Source organism: Paenibacillus sp. 598K, from assembly GCF_003851045.1.
In the GTDB taxonomy this organism is placed as follows: Bacteria; Bacillota; Bacilli; order Paenibacillales; family Paenibacillaceae; genus Paenibacillus_D.
Genome location: NZ_BFBX01000003.1, coordinates 121,906 through 141,396 on the forward strand (window position 1 = coordinate 121,906; position 19,491 = coordinate 141,396).

Genomic DNA, 19,491 nt, shown 5'->3' on the forward strand with positions numbered 1-19,491 from the left:
TATGGCTAAAATCCGTGTAGAACGCGTCGCGGAGCAAATCAAAAAGGAACTGAGCCAGTTGATCCAGGCCGAGCTGAAGGATCCGCGCATCGGATTTATCACGGTGACGGGCGTTGAGGTGACGGGCGACCTCTCCCAGGCACGCGTCTTCCTGAGCGTGCTCGGCAGCGAGGAGCAGAAGGAAGAGACGCTTAAGGCGCTGGCCCGCGGCAAAGGCTTCCTGCGCTCCGAGCTTGGCAAACGGATTCGATTCCGGCATACGCCGGATCTGCTGTTCAAGTTTGACAGCAGTATCGAGTACGGCAGCCGCATCGAAGCGCTGCTCGACCAGCTTAACCAAGGGAAGGGCGGCCAATGACCGAGCGTTCGGCGCTTTACGAGCAGCAGCTGTCGGAGGCGTATGCATTCCTGCAGGACGGAGATGACTTCCTCGTCGTCTCCCATGTTCAGCCTGACGGCGACGCGATCAGCTCGACTGTGTTGATCGGCTGGCTGTTGGACCGGCTGGGCAAGCGGGCCGTCTTGGTCAATGAAGGGACCGTGCCCTCGCGGCTTGGTTATCTGACCTTGGCGGATACGATTCAGACTGTGTCAGAGCGACCGCTTGAGCGGACCTTCGCGCGCATCGTCTCTGTAGACTGCGCGGATTACCGCAGGATCGGCACGGTCAGCGGGTCGTTCGCCCCGGACGCGCAGTTGCTCAATATCGATCATCATCCGACCAACGACGGCTTTGGCGCAGTCAACCTGATCCGGCCTGATGCTGCCGCTACGGTGGAGATCCTATACGATCTGATCCGTCACGGCGGACTAGCGCTTGATCTGGAGGCGGCGACAGCCGTCTACACCGGGTTGTTGACCGATACGGGCGGCTTCCGTTACTCCAATACGACCTCGCATGTGATGGAGATCGCCTCCAGTCTGCTGCAGATCGGGGTCCGCGGCCATCAACTTGCCCAGCATCTGCTGGAGAAGATGACGATGCCGCAGCTGAAGTTGCTGCAACGCGGGTTGTCGCGTTTATCCTTTAATGAGGATGGCCGGATTAGCTGGCTCTATATCGAGCCGACCGATCTGGAGGAGACCGGAGCAGCTGGCGAGGATCTGGAAGGTCTGGTTAACTATGCGCTTAATGTGGAAGGCGTCGAGGTCGGCATCCTGTTCAAGATCGGCGGCGACGGCAACACCAAGGTCAGTCTTCGTTCGGCTGGCAAGGCAGATGTCGCGGCGATCGCTCAGCAATTCGGGGGCGGAGGCCATGTGCGCGCTGCCGGATGCCGCTTGGAAGGCCAGACGCCGGACGTTATCTCCACCGTGGTCGAGTCTGTCAGGAGGTCTTTGCAATCATAATGGATGGCATATTAGCGGTATGGAAACCGGCCGGCTGGACCTCGCATGATGTCGTAGCCAAGGTGAGAGGGATGCTGCGGATCCGGCGGATCGGCCATGCTGGCACGCTCGATCCCGAGGTGACTGGCGTGTTGCCGCTCTGTATCGGCCGCGCGACCCGGGTCGTCGAGTACTTGCAGGAGAGGCCCAAGGCCTATGAAGCGGTGCTGGAGCTTGGCATTGCGACCGATACGGAGGATCTGACCGGTCAGATTATTGAGTCGGTGGATCAAGTGACAGTCGATGAGGAGGCGGCGCGCCGTGTGCTGGCCTCCTTCGTCGGCGAGATCGAGCAAGTGCCACCGATGTTCTCGGCGGTCAAGGTAGACGGCAAGCGACTGTACGAGCTGGCCCGCGAGGGCAAGGTCGTCGAGCGCAAGAAGCGTCTGGTGACGATTCACGAGCTGGAGCTGTTGCGGTTTGAGGCTGACGGCTCTCGTCCCCGGATCGCGTTTGCTGTTACTTGCTCCAAGGGGACGTATATCCGCACCCTGTGCGTCGATATCGGCAAGGCCTTGGGCGTTCCGGCGACGATGGCGGAGCTTAAGCGGACGCGCTCGGCCGGCTTTGGAGAGGCCGACTGTCTGACGCTTGAGGAGATCCGCGAGCTGCAGGAGAGAGGCGATCTGGCCGCACGTCTGCTCGGACCCGACGAGGGACTGACCCATCTGCCGCGATTGTCGGTGGACGCCGATGCGGCAGACCGGGCAGTCAAAGGCCAGAAGCTCAAGCTGACCGAGGAGGGCGCCCGCCTGGCGGAGGGACAGGTGATCCGTCTGTATGACGCGAGCAATCAGTTTCTTGGCATTTTCCGCGCGGAGCCGGTGCGAGGCCTGATCACCCCGGTCAAGGTCTTCTCCTGAGTTCGGTTTTCAGCACCGAGAAGGTTGAAGGCAGGAGGAAATGAGGAGCGCAGCGTAGTGGAGCTACGTGAGCACCGGAAGTTCCGACTGCATTCAAGATTCGATGTCGAATCCGCTTCTCGAGTAGCTTCGTGATCAAAAGCGGACTTTTTGAACAACCTCTATAAGAAATGCAGGTGTAGTAGTGAAAGTAATCGAATTAAGCTATCCGTTGACAGAGCAGCAGCTGGAAAACTGCGCGTTGCCGCAGACGCTGGCGATGGGACATTTCGACGGCGTTCATAAGGGACATCAGCAAGTCATCCGGCAAGCGATCGATGTAGCGCGCGCAGAGGGGCTGTGCCCTTCGATTATGACCTTTCATCCTCACCCGCGAGAGGTGTTGTCGCAGGAGGAGACGTATCTTACCTATCTGACGCCGCTCGATGACAAGATGACCTTGTTTGATGCCCTGGGGATCGAGGTTGCCTACGTGTTCCGCTTTGACCTGGCTTTCGCGGCTGTATCGCCGTTGCAATTTGTCGAGGAGGTGCTGCTGCCCTTGCAGGTTCGGCGGGCTGTAGTCGGCTTCGACTTTACCTTTGGGCATCGCGGATCCGGCAAGGCTGAGACGCTGGATGAGCTTGGCCAAGGAAGGCTGGCGGTCGATATCGTCGCTCCGTTTCACCAGGATGCCGAGAAGGTGAGCAGCACGCTTATCCGCAAGTCGCTTGCCGAAGGAGCGGTCGACGTGGCGGAGTCGCTGCTCGGGCGTCCTTATCGCTTCTCCGGCATCGTGCAGAGCGGCGACGGCAGAGGCCGCACGATCGGCTTCCCGACCGCCAATGTGCATCTGGTCCATCCATATGTGCTGCCTCGTCTTGGTGTCTATGCGGTGCGAGCGACGGTAGGAGATGCGACGTATCCGGCGGTTATGAATCTCGGCTTTAAGCCGACGTTCAACGCACCTGGCGGTGCGCCAACCGCAGAGGTCCACTTGTTTGACTTTCAGCAAGACTTGTATGGCAAGGAATTACAGGTAGACTTTTGCTTCTTTATCCGGGAAGAAAGAAAATTCGGCTCGGTGGGCGAGCTGATTGCCCAGATCGGCGCCGACGCCGAGCAAGCGCGCAAGCTGCTGGGCAGTCTTTCATCCTAGCGTTATACGCATGACGGCGGCGCCGGGTTTACTTCCGCAGGCTGCTGTGCTATACTGATTCAGGTTGCGGCGTTTTGGGCGCCTCATCCAAACCTTGGCTTGGATTCCCGATTCACCGGCGGTTTCGAGGCCACAGGCGATTATGATTAGGAGGTGAAGAGAATGGCTATCACACAAGAGCGTAAGAATGAACTGATCGACACGCACAAGACTCATGCTACCGATACCGGTTCTCCGGAGGTGCAGGTTGCGATTCTGACTGAGAATATCGTGAACCTGACTGATCATCTGCGGACGCACAAGAAAGACCATCATTCCCGTCGCGGTCTGCTGAAGATGGTCGGTCAACGCCGTAAGCTGCTGGCATACTTGAAAAACAAGGATGTTAGACGCTACAGCGCCCTGATCGAGAAGCTTGGTCTTCGTCGTTAATCGATTCGGGACCCCGAAGCAACCGGGTAGACAGCCGTTCCGCAACGAACGGCCGTCGCTTGGTTGCTTTTTATAGCATTATCTTCTATTTTCATCGTGTACATATAAATGGTTCGGTGAAGGAGTTGGGCCGGACATTGTCGAATTGAATTAAGAAAGACAGGAGGGATAACATGTTACAAAGCGTTGAAATGCAGCTCGGCGGCAAGCGTCTGGTGCTCGAAACCGGTCGTCTCGCTAAGCAAGCCAATGCTGCAGTAACTGTACGTTATGGCGATACTGTCGTCCTGTGTACTGTTACCGCTTCATCGGAACCAAAGAAGCTTGATTTCTTTCCCCTGACGGTGAATTATGAGGAGCGTCTCTATGCCGTAGGCAAAATCCCCGGCGGGTTCATCAAGCGCGAGGGTCGTCCAAGCGAAAAAGCGATTCTGGCGAGCCGTCTGATCGACCGCCCGATCCGTCCGCTGTTCCCGGAAGGCTTCCGCAACGATGTGCAGATCCTCGACCTCGTCATGAGCGTGGATCAGGATTGTTCGCCCAACATTGCGGCGATGATCGGCACCTCGGCGGCGCTGGCAATCTCCGATGTACCGTTTGACGGTCCGATCGGCGGGGTTGTCGTCGCGCGTATCGATGGACAGTTCATCATCAACCCATCGATCGATCAGGAAGAGAAAAGCGACATCTTCGTCGTCGTCGCCGGCACCAAGGACGCGATCATGATGGTCGAGGCGGAAGCCAACGAAGTGCCTGAGGACGTCATGCTCGAGGCGATCATGTTCGGTCACGACGAGATCAAGAAGATCGTTGCGATACAGGAGCAACTGATCGAACAAGCCGGCAAGCCGAAGATGGAGGTCGTCCTCCATGCGGTGAACGAAGAAGTGAACGCTGCCGTACGCGAGTATGCACAGACGCGTCTGGTCGAAGCGATCCGCATCGAGGAGAAGCATGCTCGTCAGCAAGCGATCGATGCGATCGAAGACGAGGCAGTCGCTCATTTCGAGACTGTCTACGCCGAGACACCGGACATGCTGGGCGATGTCAAGGAAGTGCTGCACGATATCGTCAAGGAAGAAGTGCGGCGTCTGATCACGGTGGACAAGGTCCGTCCCGACGGCCGCAAGCTCGACGAGATCCGCCCGATCGAATGCGATGTGGCGCAGCTGCCGCGTACGCATGGCTCCGGACTGTTCACGCGTGGGCAGACGCAAGCGCTGAGTATCTGTACGCTTGGTGCGCTGGGCGATGTTCAGATCCTCGATGGCATCTCGCTCGAGGAGAGCAAGCGGTTTATGCATCATTACAATTTCCCGCCATTCAGCGTCGGCGAAGCGCGGATGCTGCGCGCGCCCGGACGCCGCGAAATCGGCCACGGTGCACTCGGCGAGCGGGCGCTCTCTAAGGTCATCCCGTCTGAGAAGGAATTCCCGTATACGATCCGACTCGTATCCGAGGTGCTGGAGTCCAACGGTTCGTCCTCGCAAGCGAGCATCTGCGCCAGCACGCTGGCTCTGATGGATGCAGGCGTGCCGATCAAGGCGCCGGTTGCAGGCGTGGCCATGGGTCTGATCAAGGAAGGCGACCACTTCTCGATCCTGACCGACATCCAGGGGTTGGAGGATCATCTCGGCGATATGGACTTCAAGGTAGCCGGTACGGCAGAAGGCGTAACCGCCATCCAGATGGATATCAAGATCGCCGGCATCGATCGCTCGATCCTCGAGCAGGCGCTGGAGCAAGCGCGCAGCGGCCGGATGTTCATCCTCGGCAAGATGCTGGAGACGATGCAGCAGCCTCGTCCGAACCTGTCGCAATACGCGCCGAAGATCCTCATCCTGACGATCAACCCGGACAAGATCCGCGACGTTATCGGAGCGGGTGGCAAGATCATCAACAAGATTATCGAGGAGACCGGCGTCAAGATCGATATCGAGCAGGACGGCACAGTGTTCATCGCTTCTTCTAATGAAGAGATGAATCAAAAAGCCAGACAAATTATCGAAGGCATCGTCAAGGAAGTTGTCGTCGGCGAGATCTATGTCGGCACGGTCAAGCGCGTCGAGAAGTTTGGTGCATTCGTCGAGATTCTGCCAGGCAAGGAAGGACTCGTCCATATCTCGCAGCTCGCTGCAGAGCGCGTAGCGAAGACGGAGGATGTGGTCAAGATCGGCGATCAGATTACGGTGAAGGTAACCGAGATCGATCAGCAAGGCCGCGTCAACCTGTCCCGCAAGGCTGTACTTGCTGCGCAGACTCAAGTTTCCTCCAAATAAAAGCGTCACGACATTTCTATAGCACGATTGATAAGAGCCAGATTCTGTCTGACTCTTTTTTCGTGGCCTCATAATCCGGACCCGTCCCACATATGATGGAATGTACAAGGAGGGCGGGGGACATGGGGCGCAATAAAATCGTGGCGATGACGATAACGGCAGTGCTGCTGCTCGTCTGGCTGACGGCAGATGACAGCGTCGCCCGGTATGTCGATGCCGTCAAGGAAAGCCGAGTGAAGGCGCAGAGCGTGCTCGACAAAGGCGGGGGCAGCGATGACGAGCTGATGCAGCGTATCCGCCGCGAGGCGGCTGAGCTACGCGTCGCTCCGATCGAACCTCGTGTCGACCGCGTATGGAAGCTGATCCCCGGCTACAATGGTCGGGAGGTCGATGTGGAACGAACCTATTCGCAAAATCGGCCTACCTGGGTCGGCGGTGAGATCGATTATGTATATCGGCAAGTGGAACCGAAGCTCCGTCTGCAAGAGCTGGGGTCACATCCGATCTACAGGGGCAACCCGCAAAAAAAAATGACCGCGTTGATGATCAACGTAGCCTGGGGCAACGAATATATCCCGTCCATGCTGAAGGTGCTGGCGGACGAGCAAGTGAAGGCGACGTTTTTTTTGGACGGGTCATGGCTTAGCAAGCACACGGACATCGCGCGCGCCATTCAGTCGGCGGGGCACGAGATGTCCAACCACGCTTATTCGCATCCCAACATGAGCGAGTTGGGGCGCGAGGCTGCGCTCCGTCAGATCACACGCACCGAGCAGTTGCTCCGCGACCAGCTCGGCGTCGCCAATCGCTGGTTTGCGCCGCCCTCGGGCGATTACAATCAGCAGACGGTCGAGCTGGCCGCCTCACAAGGCTTGGGTACGGTGCTGTGGACACTGGACACGGTGGACTGGAAGAAGCCTTCACCAGACACGATCATCCGCAAGATCGCCGCCCGAGTCGAGCCTGGTTCGCTTATTCTGATGCATCCGACCGCTTCGTCGAGCGAAGCGCTGGCAGGGATGATTCGCGTGATCAAGAGCAAAGGGCTGGCGCTGGGCACGGTAAGCGAGCTATTGTCGACGGAACGGCTTGATTCGGTTGAGAGCGGGACATAATTCTGCTATAGTAAGATCATTGATTTTAGGAGGGTAACCTATCTTGAAGAAATACACCTTGAGCAACGGGCTTCGGGTTATCGTCGAGAGCATCCCGACCTGCCGTTCCGTTTCGTTCGGCATCTGGGTCAAGACCGGCTCGCGCAACGAAACGCCCGAGAACAGCGGCATCTCGCATTTCATCGAGCATATGCTCTTCAAAGGTACGAAGCAGCGTACAGCCAAGGACATCGCCGACGTCTTCGACGGGATCGGCGGCAATGTCAATGCGTTTACTTCGAAGGAATATACGTGTTATTACGCCAAAGTGCTTGACCAGCATCTGCCGATTGCGATCGACACGCTGGCAGATATGTTTTTCGAGTCCGAATTTGACGAGGGAGAGCTGGCCAAGGAGAAAAACGTGATCCTCGAAGAAATTTCCATGTACGAAGATACGCCGGATGACAAGGTGCATGACGATGCGTCGCGCGCCAGCTTCGGCAGCCACCCGCTCGCTTTTTCGATCCTCGGTGCAGAGGAGAAGCTGATGGGGATGACCGCCGATACGTTACGCGACTATATGCGTGGCCATTACAGGGTTGACAACACCGTCATCAGCGTGGCGGGCAATGTCGAGCCGGAGGCCGTATTAGAGCTGCTGGAGCGGTATTTTGGCCGCTTCGACGCGCGGGGCGAGAGCGCGCTGCTGCATCCGCCTGTATTCAAGGGCGAGTATTTGTTCCATAAGAAGAAAACCGAGCAGAATCATATTTGCCTCTCCTTCCAGGGCTGCTCGATCGCCGATCCCCGGCTGTACGCGATGATCCTGCTCAACAATGCGATCGGCGGCGGCATGAGCTCGCGGCTGTTCCAGGAGATCCGCGAGAAGCGTGGGCTGGCGTATTCGGTCTACTCCTATCATACGTCTTATGCGGACAGCGGCCTGTACACGATCTATGCCGGCACGGCGCCCAAGCAGACCAAGGACGTGCTTGACCTGACGCTTGAGCTGCTCGGCGATATCGGCGCTCAAGGGCTGACCGAAGCGGAGCTGCATCGTGGCAAGGAGCAGCTCAAGGGCAGCCTTATCCTATCGCTCGAGAGCACCAGCAGCCGGATGAATCGCAATGGCAAAAACGAACTGATGCTGGGCCGTCATTATACGCTGGATGAGATGATCCAAAAAATCGATGCTGTATCGATGGAGACGATCCATGAAGTGACGCGGCATATGCTTGCCGAGCCGTTTGCTGTCGCAATGGTCGGCTCAAGCGACAAGGCGGCCCAAAACGTAGGGAGGAATCATTTTGTATCCAGTCCAAATTAAACGGCTGCCGGGCAATGAAGACATCCAGCTGCCTGTAAAAATGTCTGCTGCGGCAAGCGGCTTTGATCTTCACGCAGCAGTCGCCGAGCCGCTTGTGCTGGCTCCCGGAGAGCGCCAGCTCGTGCCGACCGGCTTTGCGATGGCGATGCCAGTCGAGCTGGAGGCGCAGATTCGTCCGCGCAGCGGCTTGGCCTACAAGCACGGTATCACCTGTCTGAACTCGCCTGGCACGATCGATGCCGACTACCGCGGCGAAGTCAAGGTGCTGCTGATCAATCTGGGTCAGGAGCCTTTTACGATCGCCAGAGGCGAGCGGATCGCCCAGATGGTATTTCAGGTCGTGCCGCAAGTCGAGCTCCAGGAGCGGGACGAACTGAGCGATACGGTGCGCGGCGCCGGCGGCTTCGGCCACACCGGAACCTAGTTTCAGCCTGTCCGCGCGATGTATAGCCTTCACACCGATTGTTATTTCGGTGCGAAGGCTTTTTTGTGCTTTCCTGCGGACGCGTCAAAGCCGAACTTCAGTTTATGGGGTAATCACCAAGCATTGGGCGCGCGCATAAGATAGCTTATGACTCGTGCAGGAAAGGAGTGATGCTGCCATGCTGACAGGTACGCAAGTCGTGCTGCTGGGCGGGGATGCCCGCGCGCTGGAGGTGATCCATAAGCTAACCGAGCTGGATGCCGCCGTCACGCTATCGGGCTTTGACGGGCTGCATACGCAGCTCGACGGAGCTGTCCATGCGGCGTTCGACGAGTCGCTGTTCGATAATGCGGATGCGATCGTGCTGCCGGCAGTCGGGACGGATGACGACGGGCGAATCGCTGCGGTTTTTAGCAATGATGAATTAAGGCTGCAAGAGTCTCATATCGCCAGACTTTCCAAGCATAGTACCGTCTACACAGGAATGGCCAAACCGTATCTGCGCAAGTTATGCCAAGATCAAGGGATACGCCTTGTGGAGCTGCTGGAGCGCGATGACGTCGCCATCTACAATTCGATCCCGACGGCGGAAGGCGCGGTTATGATGGCCATCCAGCACACCGACATTACGCTCCACAGCTCCAGATGCCTCGTGCTTGGCCTTGGACGGACCGGATTTACATTGGCGCGAACCTTGCAAGGATTGGGAGCTAAAGTGAAGGCCGGCGTTCACACAGAAGCTGATTTTGCAAGAGCTCACGAGATGGGGTTCAGCCCCTTTTACACGACGGATCTGCTGTCTCATATGAGCGACCCTGACTTGATTTTTAATACAATTCCGACTATGATAGTCACAGCGCAAATGATCGCGAATTTGCCTTCGCGCGCCGTTATTATCGACCTGGCTTCGAAGCCGGGCGGTACCGATTTCCGCTTCGCAGAGAAGCGAGGGATCAAGGCGATGCTCGCGCCCGGTCTTCCCGGAATTGTCGCTCCCAGAACAGCAGGACGCATCATGGCGGATTGCTTGACTCGTTTAATGCTGGAGGACATACAATTGCGGGGGGATGGACGATGAACTGGCAAGGCAAAACGGTCGGCTATGCATTATCCGGATCACATTGTACATTTGCGGAAGTGATGCCGCAGATTCAGAGATTTATAGATGCAGGAGCCAAAGTCGTACCAATCGTCACGTCGACGATCATGACGACCGATACGCGATTCGGCAAGTCCGAGGACTGGCAGCAGCAGTTGAAGACGATTACGGGCAACGAGATTATCTCGACGATCGTCCAGGCTGAGCCGCTAGGTCCGTCCAAGCAGCTCGATGTGCTCGTCATCGCGCCTTGCACCGGCAATACGACGAGCAAGCTCGCCAACGCGATGACCGACAGCGCGGTACTGATGGCGGCCAAGGCTCAGATGCGTAACGGGCGCCCTGTCGTGCTGGCCATCTCGACCAATGACGGATTGGGGCTGAACGCCGCCAACATTGCGAAGCTGCTCGTCGCCAAGAACATCTATTTTGTGCCGTTTGGCCAAGACAACCCACAGCAAAAGCCGAATTCGCTGGTCGCTAGAATGGACCTCGTCATGGAAGCATGCGAAGCAGCGCTCGGCGGTGAACAACTGCAGCCAATGGTCATTGAACGCTTTAATTATGGCAGTTGACCGGGGGGCGGAACCGATGAGCATCCTTGTGCAAAAATTCGGCGGCACTTCCGTGTCCACCGCCGCCGCCAGAGAGCATGTAGTGCGCCATATCGAAAGGGAACGGCAGCGACACCAACTGGTGGTTGTCGTTTCTGCCATGGGCAGAAGCGGCGACCCATACGCTACCGACTCCCTGCTCGCGCTGGCAGGCGGAGGGCAAGGTCTGCCGCCGAGAGAGCGCGATCTGTTGCTCTGCTGCGGCGAGATCATCTCGGCGACGACGCTGTGCAGTCTGCTGGCAGAGCGGGGCATCGAAGCGGTCGTGCTCACTGGCGGACAGGCGGGGATCATCACCGACGAGCACCATGGCCAAGCTCAGATCATCCGCATGGATACGGCTGCCGTGACGAGGGAGCTGCAGCGGGACAAGGTCGTCGTCGTCGCCGGCTTCCAGGGCCGGACCGAGAGCGGCGAGTGGACGACGCTCGGCCGCGGCGGCAGCGACACCTCGGCGACGGCGCTCGGCGCTGCGCTCGGGGCAGTGAGAGCGGACATCTACACAGATGTTGACGGGATCCTGACCGCAGATCCCCGGCTCGTCGCGGATGCCCGCCCGCTCCGACATGTCGGCTATGCCGAGATGTGCAATCTTGCACGACAAGGCGCCAAAGTGATCCACCCGCGCGCCGTAGAGATCGCTGCGCAGGCCAACCTGCCGCTGCGCGTCCGCTCAACCTTCCTAGAGGAGGAGGGGACGCTCGTCAGCGGGCCGCTCCCGACTGCGGTGCAGGACCGCTATGTGACGGGGATTGCTCATGTCTGCGGGATTACGCAGCTATCGGTGCAGGCGCGGGACGAGGGAGGCGATATGCAGCTCCAGGTATTCCGCGCGATGGCAGGCAACGGTATCAGCGTCGACTTCATCAATGTTACGCCTGGCGGCGCGGTCTATACCGTATTCGACAGCGATGCTTCTCGGGCCTTGGCGGTGCTGCGATCGATTGGCTATGAACCGCAGGCTGTGCATGGCTGCGCCAAGGTATCGGTCATCGGCGGCGGCATGAATGGCGTGCCCGGTATTATGGCTTCTATCGTGGAGGCGCTGACTGGCAAGGGCATTACGATTCTTCAGTCCGCAGATTCGAACTCGACGATCTGGGTGCTCGTTCGCGAGGAGGAGATGGCGGCTGCTTTGCGATCTCTTCATGAAAAGTTTAAACTTCATCTTCCATAACGATCAGGTTTAATGGTATAAATATAGGATAACTAAGCTTAGTCTGAGCGATGACTTTAGGAGGATTCAAGATGGATTTTGGGAGATTGGTGACGGCCATGGTCACCCCGTTTGATGTCAATGGTCAGATCGATTGGGACACGACGGGACGATTAATAGATTACTTGATAGACGAGCAACAGAGCGAAAGTCTGGTCGTCTCCGGGACGACGGGCGAATCCCCGACGCTGACCGACGACGAGAAGCTGGAGCTGTTCCGCTTCGCCGTTCGTCATGCCGATGGACGCTGCAAAATTATCGCAGGGACAGGCAGCAATAATACGGCGCATTCCATTCACCTGACCCAGGCTGCCGAAGAGGCTGGCGTCGACGGGATTCTATTGGTTGTGCCTTATTACAATCGTCCGAGCCAAGAAGGGCTGTATCAGCACTTTAAGGCGGTCGCGCAGTCGACCAAGCTACCGGTCATGCTCTACAATGTCCCGGGACGGACAGGCGCTAATCTGAGTGCCGCAACGACGTTACGGCTTGCTCATATCGAGAATGTCGTGGCTACCAAGGAATGCGCTTCGCTGGACCAGTTGACGCATATTATTAGCGCGGCGCCGGAAGGGTTCCTCGTCTACGGCGGCGATGACAGCATGACGCTGCCTGTATTGGCCATTGGTGGCCACGGCATCGTCAGCGTCGCCAGCCATATTATCGGCCCGCAGATGAAGCGGATGATCGAAGCCTATCTGCAAGGCAATGTGAAGGAGGCGGCGCGTTTGCATGCGCAATGCCACCCGATGTTCAAGGGCATTTTCGAAGCTCCGGACCCGGTGCCTAATCCTGTGGCGATCAAATTTATTCTGGGCATGAGCGGCATGCATGTCGGCGGCGTCAGATTGCCGCTTGTCGATGTGACCGACCAGGAAGCCGAATTTTTGCGCAAATTACTGTAAATTTCGCCTTAGCCATGCCTAATTATGGAGCCGGTGCGACGAGCATCGGCTTTTTTTCTGACATGGATGCCAGCGGATTGACTTGTGTTTTGCAAAATGAATCATGTATAATGGATTTCAAGTGACTGGGTGCGGCAATTTTTTGAAATCAATCTTGAACGTTTGGAGAAGCGTTCCACGAACATAGGAGGTACAGATCGACGTGTCAAAAAAGAATAATCAAGACAAGCTGCTGATCTTTGCATTGGGCGGAGTAGGTGAGATCGGCAAAAATATGTATGTCATCCAGTATGGAAACGATATCGTAGTAGTCGATTCCGGACTGAAGTTTCCAGAGGAGGACATGCTGGGGATCGATATTGTCATCCCGGACATCACCTACCTGAAAGAAAATCGGGACAAGGTGAGAGGCATTCTCATTACCCATGGTCATGAAGACCATATCGGCGGCTTGCCTTATGTGCTCAAGAACCTCAATGTGCCTGTCTACGCCACGAAGCTTACGATCGGTCTGATCGAGGGCAAGCTGAAGGAAGCGGGCCTGCTGGGCGAGACGAAACGGATCCTGATCAATGCCGATTCGGAAGTAGAGCTGGGTCAGATCAAGGCGACGTTCTTCCGCACAAACCACAGTATCCCTGATTCGGTAGGCGTCTGCTTGGACACCCCGGAAGGGATCGTCGTCCATACAGGCGACTTCAAATTTGACCATACGCCGGTCAACGACCAATACGCGGACCTGCAACGGATGGCAGCCATCGGCAGCCGCGGCGTACTGGCGCTGCTCTCAGACAGCACCAACGCAGAGCGTCCCGGCTTCACCCCCTCGGAGAGCAACATCGGCAACGAATTCGAGGATATTTTCCGCAAATCGACACAACGTGTCATCGTAGCGACCTTCGCATCGAATGTCCATCGGATTCAGCAGGTCATCAACGCAGCGATGACTACGAAACGTAAGCTTGCTGTCATCGGACGCAGCATGGTCAACGTCGTCAACATCGCTTCGGAGCTGGGGTACCTGAACATTCCCGAGGGTATGCTGATCGAGCCGGATGAAGTGAACCGACTGGCAGCGGATCGCGTAGTCGTGCTGTCGACCGGCAGCCAGGGCGAACCGATGTCGGCTCTGACCCGGATGGCTCGCTCGACACATCGCAAGATCGACATTCTGCCGGGCGACACGGTCATCATCGCCGCTACGCCGATCCCAGGCAATGAGAAATACGTCGGTCGTACGGTGGACGAGCTGTTCCGTCTCGGCGCCAAAGTCATCTACGGTCCTGGCTCGGTATCGGGCGTTCACGTATCCGGACATGGCAGCCAGGAAGAGTTGAAGCTGATGCTTAACCTGATCAAGCCGAAGTACTTCATCCCGATTCACGGGGAGTACCGGATGTTGCGCCAGCATGCTCTGCTTGCCGAATCGGTCGGCGTGGAGCGCGAGAACATCTTCATCTGCGATATCGGCGACACCGTCGAGGTTCAGGGCGGCAAGGCGCGTAAGGGCAACAAGGTCCCATCGGGCAACATCCTGATCGACGGGCTAGGCGTCGGCGACGTGGGCAACATCGTCTTGCGCGACCGCAAGCTGCTCTCGCAGGACGGCATCCTGGTCGTTGTCGTCACGCTCAGCAAACAGGACGGCAAGATCCTTTCCGGACCGGATATTATCTCGCGTGGCTTCGTCTATGTGAGAGAGTCGGAAGGTTTGCTCGATGAAGCCAATCGTATCGTCAGCTCGACCCTTCACAAACTGATGAATGACAAGGTAAATGAATGGGCATCGCTCAAAACAAACGTCAAGGACGCGCTCGGCCGTTTTCTTTACGAGCAGACGCGTCGTCGCCCGATGATTTTGCCTATTATAATGGAAGTTTAATGGTTCACACTACCTAGCCACTGGCCATTGATGCGCTCTTTCTCCAGGAGCCTTCAATGGCATTTTTGCGTTCAACGACGAATGGCCTGCGGGCGGCGTTCGGCCGGATGAAGCATAAAAGCGGCAATGGAACCCATACTATGACAAGCTGCTCGCTTGCGATCAGTGATCTCAACTATCAGGAGTATAGGAGGCAAAAGGCATGATGCATAAGGGCAATTATACGAATCAGGAACCGCAGCCCGAGCCGGTGCCCGTTCCGACGGAGAAGCCGCGCAATCCGGTTGTCGATACGATACAGCAGCTTGGGCAGACGACGGTGCCTGTCATGGACTCCAATATTTTTTGCATGACGATTATCGGTCAGGTTGAGGGTCATCTCGTGTTGCCGCCGCAAAACAAGACGACCAAATACGAGCATCTGATCCCGCAGTTGGTCGCAGCGGAGCAAAATTCGAAAATTGAAGGCGTGCTGATCGTCTTGAATACGGTCGGTGGAGATGTCGAGGCAGGTCTGGCGATTGCCGAGATGATCGCTTCGCTGTCCAAGCCCTCGGTTACGATCGTGCTGGGGGGCGGCCATTCAATCGGGGTGCCGATTGCGGTGGCGGGCGACATGTCGTTTATTGCAGAGACCGCTACGATGACGATCCACCCGATCCGTCTGAATGGACTCGTCATCGGCGTGCCGCAAACCTTCGAATACCTCGAAAAAATGCAGGAGCGGGTCGTGCGTTTCGTGATGTCGCATTCACGAATTACCGAACAGAAATTCAAGGAGCTGATGTTCAAAACGGGGGAGCTGACCCGGGACATCGGCGCAACCGTAATCGGTCCTGACGCCGTGACCTATGGGCTTATCGACGCAGTCGGCGGTGTCGGGGCAGCGATCCGCGAGCTGAATCGCCGGATCGAGGAGAATCGGGCTCGCGCGTCGGCGGTGATCCAATGATCCTGTATACAAGTATGCCCTTGGAAATGGTGCTGAGTGGTTGGGATCAGGAGCGCGAAGCGACGTTGGAGCTCGTGCGCGACGGCGTGCGCATGCAGGTTGAAGCGGTGTCTCCTGGCGTCGGGCGCATCGTCCGGCTGCTCGATTGCGACTTGCACCGCTACCTCGATCCCGGGCTTGCGCCAGGCACGCTCATCATGCTGGCGCCGACGGACAGAGCTGGTTCGGAGTGATAGGAACATGACAGCAGCTATGCTATAATGGGTTATCGAGAGGTGACCATTTTGGCAAAGCGAAAACGTAAAAAGAAATCGATCGGCATGACGTTAAAATATGAAGTGTATGGCATTCTGCTCATTACGATTTCGGTCATTGCCTTGTCCGGAGAGGCCGTCGTCGGGCGTTCGCTGTCCAAGCTGTTTGGCTTGCTGCTGGGCAAGTTTTATTTTGTGCTGGCCTTGGTCGGCATCTATATCGGCTTATCTGTCATGGTGAAGCGAGCCTGGCCACAGGGCTGGTCCTCGCGCAAAAGCGGACTGCTGCTGTTCGTGCTGGCGCTGACGCTAATGAGCTCCATCGCGGAGATTAACGCCAAGTTCGCCGGTCTCGAGGAGACGACCGTCGTCTCGGCCGGTACGATCCTGCAGACACTCGGGAGCGATATTCGGGGCGAGCTGCTGACGGCCAGCGTACAGCCGGAACTACCGATGATGAGCAAGGCGATCAGCGGAGGCTATGCCGGCGCGGTGCAATATTCGATCTTGTTCTGGCTGTTCGGCAACATCGGCGCCCGCTTCGTGCTGATCGTGATGTTCGCGATTGCAGTCATGCTCGTCACAGGCAAATCCTATGTCGAGCTGATCCAGACGCTATCCAGCAAGACGGCCCGTCTCTACACCTTGCTCCGCGTTAAATTCAAGAGCCGCCGCTCTGCCGCTGCTGCGAAGAAGCCTGGCGGCAAGCGGACAACGGCGGTTCCCATACATAATGAGCATGATGACTATTCCGAAGACGATAACGACACTTTTGACCCATATAGTACGGAGCCTCCACCCGCGCCCGTGCAGCGCAAGAAGCCGGCGTTCTTCAGTTGGCTGCAGGATTACGCGGACAAGCTGCGGCGCGAGCCGGAGCAGGCACTGACGCAGGAGCAAGGCCGCAAGGGGGACGACGAATCGGAAACCGGCTGGCCGCCCGAAGCCGACCCTTATGGCGATGCTCAGGAAAAGCCGACGTGGCTGGTAGAGCCGCCGGATACCTTGGCCATACCGCTCGAAGAGGAGACGACGACGTGGCCGGAGGCTCTGGTTCCCCATACTGGCGAGGCGATGGAGCCGAATCCCGTTGACGAGGCCTTGTTGATCGACGCTGTGGCCGACGAGACTCCAGAGGGCGGAGAGGAGACGGCTGTTGTGATTGCTGGCGACGGCGAGCAGCCGCCAGTGATCGTTCCTACGGCCAAGCCTTATCGCTTGCCGCCGCTCTCGCTGCTCGCGAAGCCGCAAGGACATGGAAAATCGGGGCCGGAGGGCGCGCTGGAGTCGCGACGCAAGCTCGAAGCGACGCTCGAGAGCTTCGGCGTCAAGGCCAATGTGCTCGACGTTGTGCGCGGTCCGGCTGTTACGCGTTATGAGGTGCAGCCTGCGACCGGAGTCAAGGTCAGCCGGATCGTCGGCTTGACCGACGATATCGCGCTTGCATTGGCCGCCAAGGATATCCGGATGGAGGCGCCGATCCCCGGCAAGTCGGCGATTGGCATCGAGGTGCCGAACACTGAGGTCTCGGTCGTGACGATGCGAGAGGTGATGGAGACGACTGCCTTCCAGCGTGCTGCCTCCAAGATGTCGATCGTCTTCGGGCGCGATATCGCAGGCACGCCGATCGTCGGCGATCTGGCCCGGATGCCCCATCTGCTGGTCGCTGGGGCGACCGGATCGGGCAAGTCGGTGTGCATCAACGGCATCATCACTAGCATCCTCTACAAGGCCAAGCCGGACGAGGTTCGCTTCCTGATGATCGACCCGAAGATGGTCGAACTGAATGTTTACAACGGCATCCCGCATCTGCTGGCTCCGGTCGTCACCGATCCGCGCCGCGCCTCGCTTGCGCTCAAGAAGATCGTTGTCGAGATGGAGAAGCGGTATGAGTTGTTCTCCAAGTCCGGGACGCGCAATATCGAAGGGTACAACAGCTTGATGGCCGATAATCCGGCTGCGCTATTGCCTTATATCGTCGTCATCGTCGACGAGCTCGCCGACCTGATGATGATCGCTGCCAACGATGTGGAGGATGCGATCTGCCGTCTCGCGCAGATGGCGCGTGCCTCGGGCATCCATCTGATCATCGCTACGCAGCGGCCGTCCGTTGATGTCATCACCGGTCTGATCAAGGCCAATATCCCGTCGCGGATCGCCTTTGGCGTCTCTTCCCAGGTCGACTCCCGGACGATCCTCGACATGGTCGGCGCAGAGAAGCTGCTCGGCCGCGGCGATATGCTCTTCCTGCCGGTCGGCATGTCCAAGCCGATCCGTGTCCAGGGCGCATTCCTCTCCGATCAGGAGGTAGAGAGCGTCGTCGGCTATGCTCGCAGCCAAGCGGAGGCCGAATATAAAGAGGATCTGGTGCCAGAGGTGGAGGAGATGGCCGAGGAGGAAGACGAGAATCTTGATGAGCTATATGACCAGGCTGTATCGATCGTCGTCGAGGCCAAGCAGGCATCGGTGTCCTTGCTGCAACGCCGGATGCGGGTCGGTTATACACGGGCAGCCCGGCTGATCGATACGATGGAGGCGAAGGGCGTCGTCGGACCGTACGAGGGGAGCAAGCCCCGCGAGGTGCTGATGAGCCCCGAGCAATTCCAGGCCGGCAAAATAACGTCCTAAAACGATTTGCGAAATGGAGAAAGGTGCATAGAAGTACAATCCGTGCCTCATACTAGGATCAAGCAGCTTCTCGCATGATGATGGCTCATTACGCACAGAAAGGCTTGATCCACCTATGAAAACCCGTTTGGTTATTGCAACAGCCGTGATCGTCTGTCTGCTCTTCGGCTCTTTCGCAATCAGCAAGCAGGAGCACGGCGCTTCTACCGAAACGTTCAGCAAAGCGATCTTGAAGCAAGGCTCATCCGGCAAAGACGTCTACGAGCTGCAAGGGCGACTGAAGAAGCTCGGTTATTATGACGGCAAGGTGGATGGCCAGTTTGGAGCGAAGACGAAAAATGCCGTCACCTGGTTTCAATGGAAATTCGGGTTGAAATCCGACGGCGTCGTCGGCGGCAAAACAAAACTGAAGCTGTGGGAGGCGACCAAGGATTGGCGTCCTGCAGCAGACGAGCTGCCGGGAGGCACGACCGGCGGCAATGGAGGCGGCGGCTCGGGCGGTGGCGGCTCCGGCGGCAATCTGGCGCAGTCCAACAAATTGGGCTTGTCCGAAAACGATCTGAAGCTGATGGCCAACGCCGTTTATGGCGAGGCGCGCGGCGAGCCTTACGAGGGGCAAGTAGCGGTTGCCGCCGTTATTTTGAATCGGGTCCGTGACGAGAATTTCCCTGACTCGGTGTCGGGCGTCATCTTTGAGCCGCTTGCTTTTACGGCAGTGGCCGACGGCCAGATCTGGCTTGAGCCCAATGAGAGAGCCAGACAAGCGGTGGAGGCCGCGGTCAAAGGCTGGGATCCGACGAACGGCTGTCTGTATTATTTCAATCCCGCGACGGCAACGTCCAAATGGATTTGGACGAGGCAGCAAGTGATGACGATTGGCAAGCATATTTTCTGTATTTAGGTTCGTTCAAGCAACCCCGCTTGCAGGTCAGGAGTGCGGGTTGCTTCTTCCATTTCTAATGGGTTAGAATGGTATAGAGTCTACGAAAATC

Annotated in this window: 18 protein-coding genes; all 18 read left to right on the forward strand. The window is 57.6% G+C overall.

Annotation, left to right across the window (positions count from 1 at the left end; translation table 11 throughout):
• Position 1 precedes the first annotated feature (1 nt).
• The 18 genes from rbfA to sleB all read left to right on the forward strand — a co-directional run bounded on the left by rbfA (position 2) and on the right by sleB (position 19,400).
• Positions 2-358, forward strand: a complete 357-nt coding sequence (gene rbfA / locus PA598K_RS01380) for a 30S ribosome-binding factor RbfA (RefSeq protein WP_128655115.1) — start codon at positions 2-4, stop codon at positions 356-358.
• Positions 355-1,350, forward strand: coding sequence for a DHH family phosphoesterase (locus PA598K_RS01385; protein WP_128655116.1), 996 nt, complete (start codon positions 355-357; stop codon positions 1,348-1,350). The genes rbfA and PA598K_RS01385 overlap by 4 nt, the downstream gene beginning before the upstream one ends.
• On the forward strand, positions 1,350-2,252 hold the full coding sequence (gene truB / locus PA598K_RS01390; protein WP_128655117.1) for a tRNA pseudouridine(55) synthase TruB: 903 nt from the start codon (positions 1,350-1,352) through the stop codon (positions 2,250-2,252). The genes PA598K_RS01385 and truB overlap by 1 nt, the downstream gene beginning before the upstream one ends.
• 184 nt (positions 2,253-2,436) lie before the next feature.
• Entirely contained in the window at positions 2,437-3,390 is a 954-nt protein-coding gene (locus PA598K_RS01395) for a bifunctional riboflavin kinase/FAD synthetase (RefSeq protein ID WP_128655118.1), read from the forward strand.
• A gap of 162 nt (positions 3,391-3,552) precedes the next feature.
• Positions 3,553-3,822, forward strand: coding sequence for a 30S ribosomal protein S15 (gene rpsO / locus PA598K_RS01400; RefSeq protein WP_020615236.1), 270 nt, complete (start codon positions 3,553-3,555; stop codon positions 3,820-3,822).
• Positions 3,823-3,995: 173 nt separating this feature from the next.
• A complete protein-coding gene (gene pnp / locus PA598K_RS01405) occupies positions 3,996-6,101 on the forward strand; it encodes a polyribonucleotide nucleotidyltransferase (RefSeq protein WP_128655119.1) in 2,106 nt (701 codons plus the stop codon).
• Positions 6,102-6,223: 122 nt separating this feature from the next.
• Positions 6,224-7,216: a polysaccharide deacetylase family protein gene (locus PA598K_RS01410; RefSeq protein WP_128655120.1), complete on the forward strand. Its 993-nt coding sequence runs from the start codon at positions 6,224-6,226 to the stop codon at positions 7,214-7,216.
• Between the two features lie 43 nt (positions 7,217-7,259).
• The gene (locus tag PA598K_RS01415) at positions 7,260-8,525 is read left to right on the forward strand and encodes a M16 family metallopeptidase (protein ID WP_128655121.1); all 1,266 of its coding nucleotides are present in this window, start codon (positions 7,260-7,262) and stop codon (positions 8,523-8,525) included.
• Positions 8,506-8,949: a dUTP diphosphatase gene (gene dut, locus PA598K_RS01420; RefSeq protein WP_128655122.1), complete on the forward strand. Its 444-nt coding sequence runs from the start codon at positions 8,506-8,508 to the stop codon at positions 8,947-8,949. Before PA598K_RS01415 ends, dut begins: the two co-directional genes overlap by 20 nt.
• 178 nt (positions 8,950-9,127) lie before the next feature.
• Positions 9,128-10,027 (forward strand): dipicolinate synthase subunit DpsA, encoded by a 900-nt coding sequence (dpsA, locus tag PA598K_RS01425; RefSeq protein ID WP_128655123.1) that lies wholly within the window; start codon positions 9,128-9,130, stop codon positions 10,025-10,027.
• On the forward strand, positions 10,024-10,623 hold the full coding sequence (locus PA598K_RS01430) for a dipicolinate synthase subunit B (RefSeq protein ID WP_128655124.1): 600 nt from the start codon (positions 10,024-10,026) through the stop codon (positions 10,621-10,623). The genes dpsA and PA598K_RS01430 overlap by 4 nt, the downstream gene beginning before the upstream one ends.
• A gap of 16 nt (positions 10,624-10,639) precedes the next feature.
• Positions 10,640-11,839, forward strand: coding sequence for an aspartate kinase (dapG, locus tag PA598K_RS01435; RefSeq protein ID WP_128655125.1), 1,200 nt, complete (start codon positions 10,640-10,642; stop codon positions 11,837-11,839).
• Positions 11,840-11,910: 71 nt separating this feature from the next.
• Entirely contained in the window at positions 11,911-12,783 is an 873-nt protein-coding gene (gene dapA, locus PA598K_RS01440) for a 4-hydroxy-tetrahydrodipicolinate synthase (RefSeq protein ID WP_128655126.1), read from the forward strand.
• 202 nt (positions 12,784-12,985) lie between these two features.
• Complete coding sequence (locus PA598K_RS01445) at positions 12,986-14,665, forward strand: ribonuclease J (protein WP_128655127.1); 1,680 nt, start codon at positions 12,986-12,988, stop codon at positions 14,663-14,665.
• A gap of 202 nt (positions 14,666-14,867) precedes the next feature.
• Complete coding sequence (locus PA598K_RS01450) at positions 14,868-15,617, forward strand: ClpP family protease (protein WP_128655128.1); 750 nt, start codon at positions 14,868-14,870, stop codon at positions 15,615-15,617.
• Positions 15,614-15,850, forward strand: a complete 237-nt coding sequence (locus PA598K_RS01455; protein ID WP_128655129.1) for a YlzJ-like family protein — start codon at positions 15,614-15,616, stop codon at positions 15,848-15,850. Before PA598K_RS01450 ends, PA598K_RS01455 begins: the two co-directional genes overlap by 4 nt.
• Before the next feature lie 48 nt (positions 15,851-15,898).
• A complete protein-coding gene (locus PA598K_RS01460; RefSeq protein ID WP_128655165.1) occupies positions 15,899-18,499 on the forward strand; it encodes an FtsK/SpoIIIE family DNA translocase in 2,601 nt (866 codons plus the stop codon).
• Positions 18,500-18,614: 115 nt separating this feature from the next.
• A complete protein-coding gene (sleB, locus tag PA598K_RS01465; protein ID WP_128655130.1) occupies positions 18,615-19,400 on the forward strand; it encodes a spore cortex-lytic enzyme in 786 nt (261 codons plus the stop codon).
• Positions 19,401-19,491 lie beyond the last annotated feature (91 nt).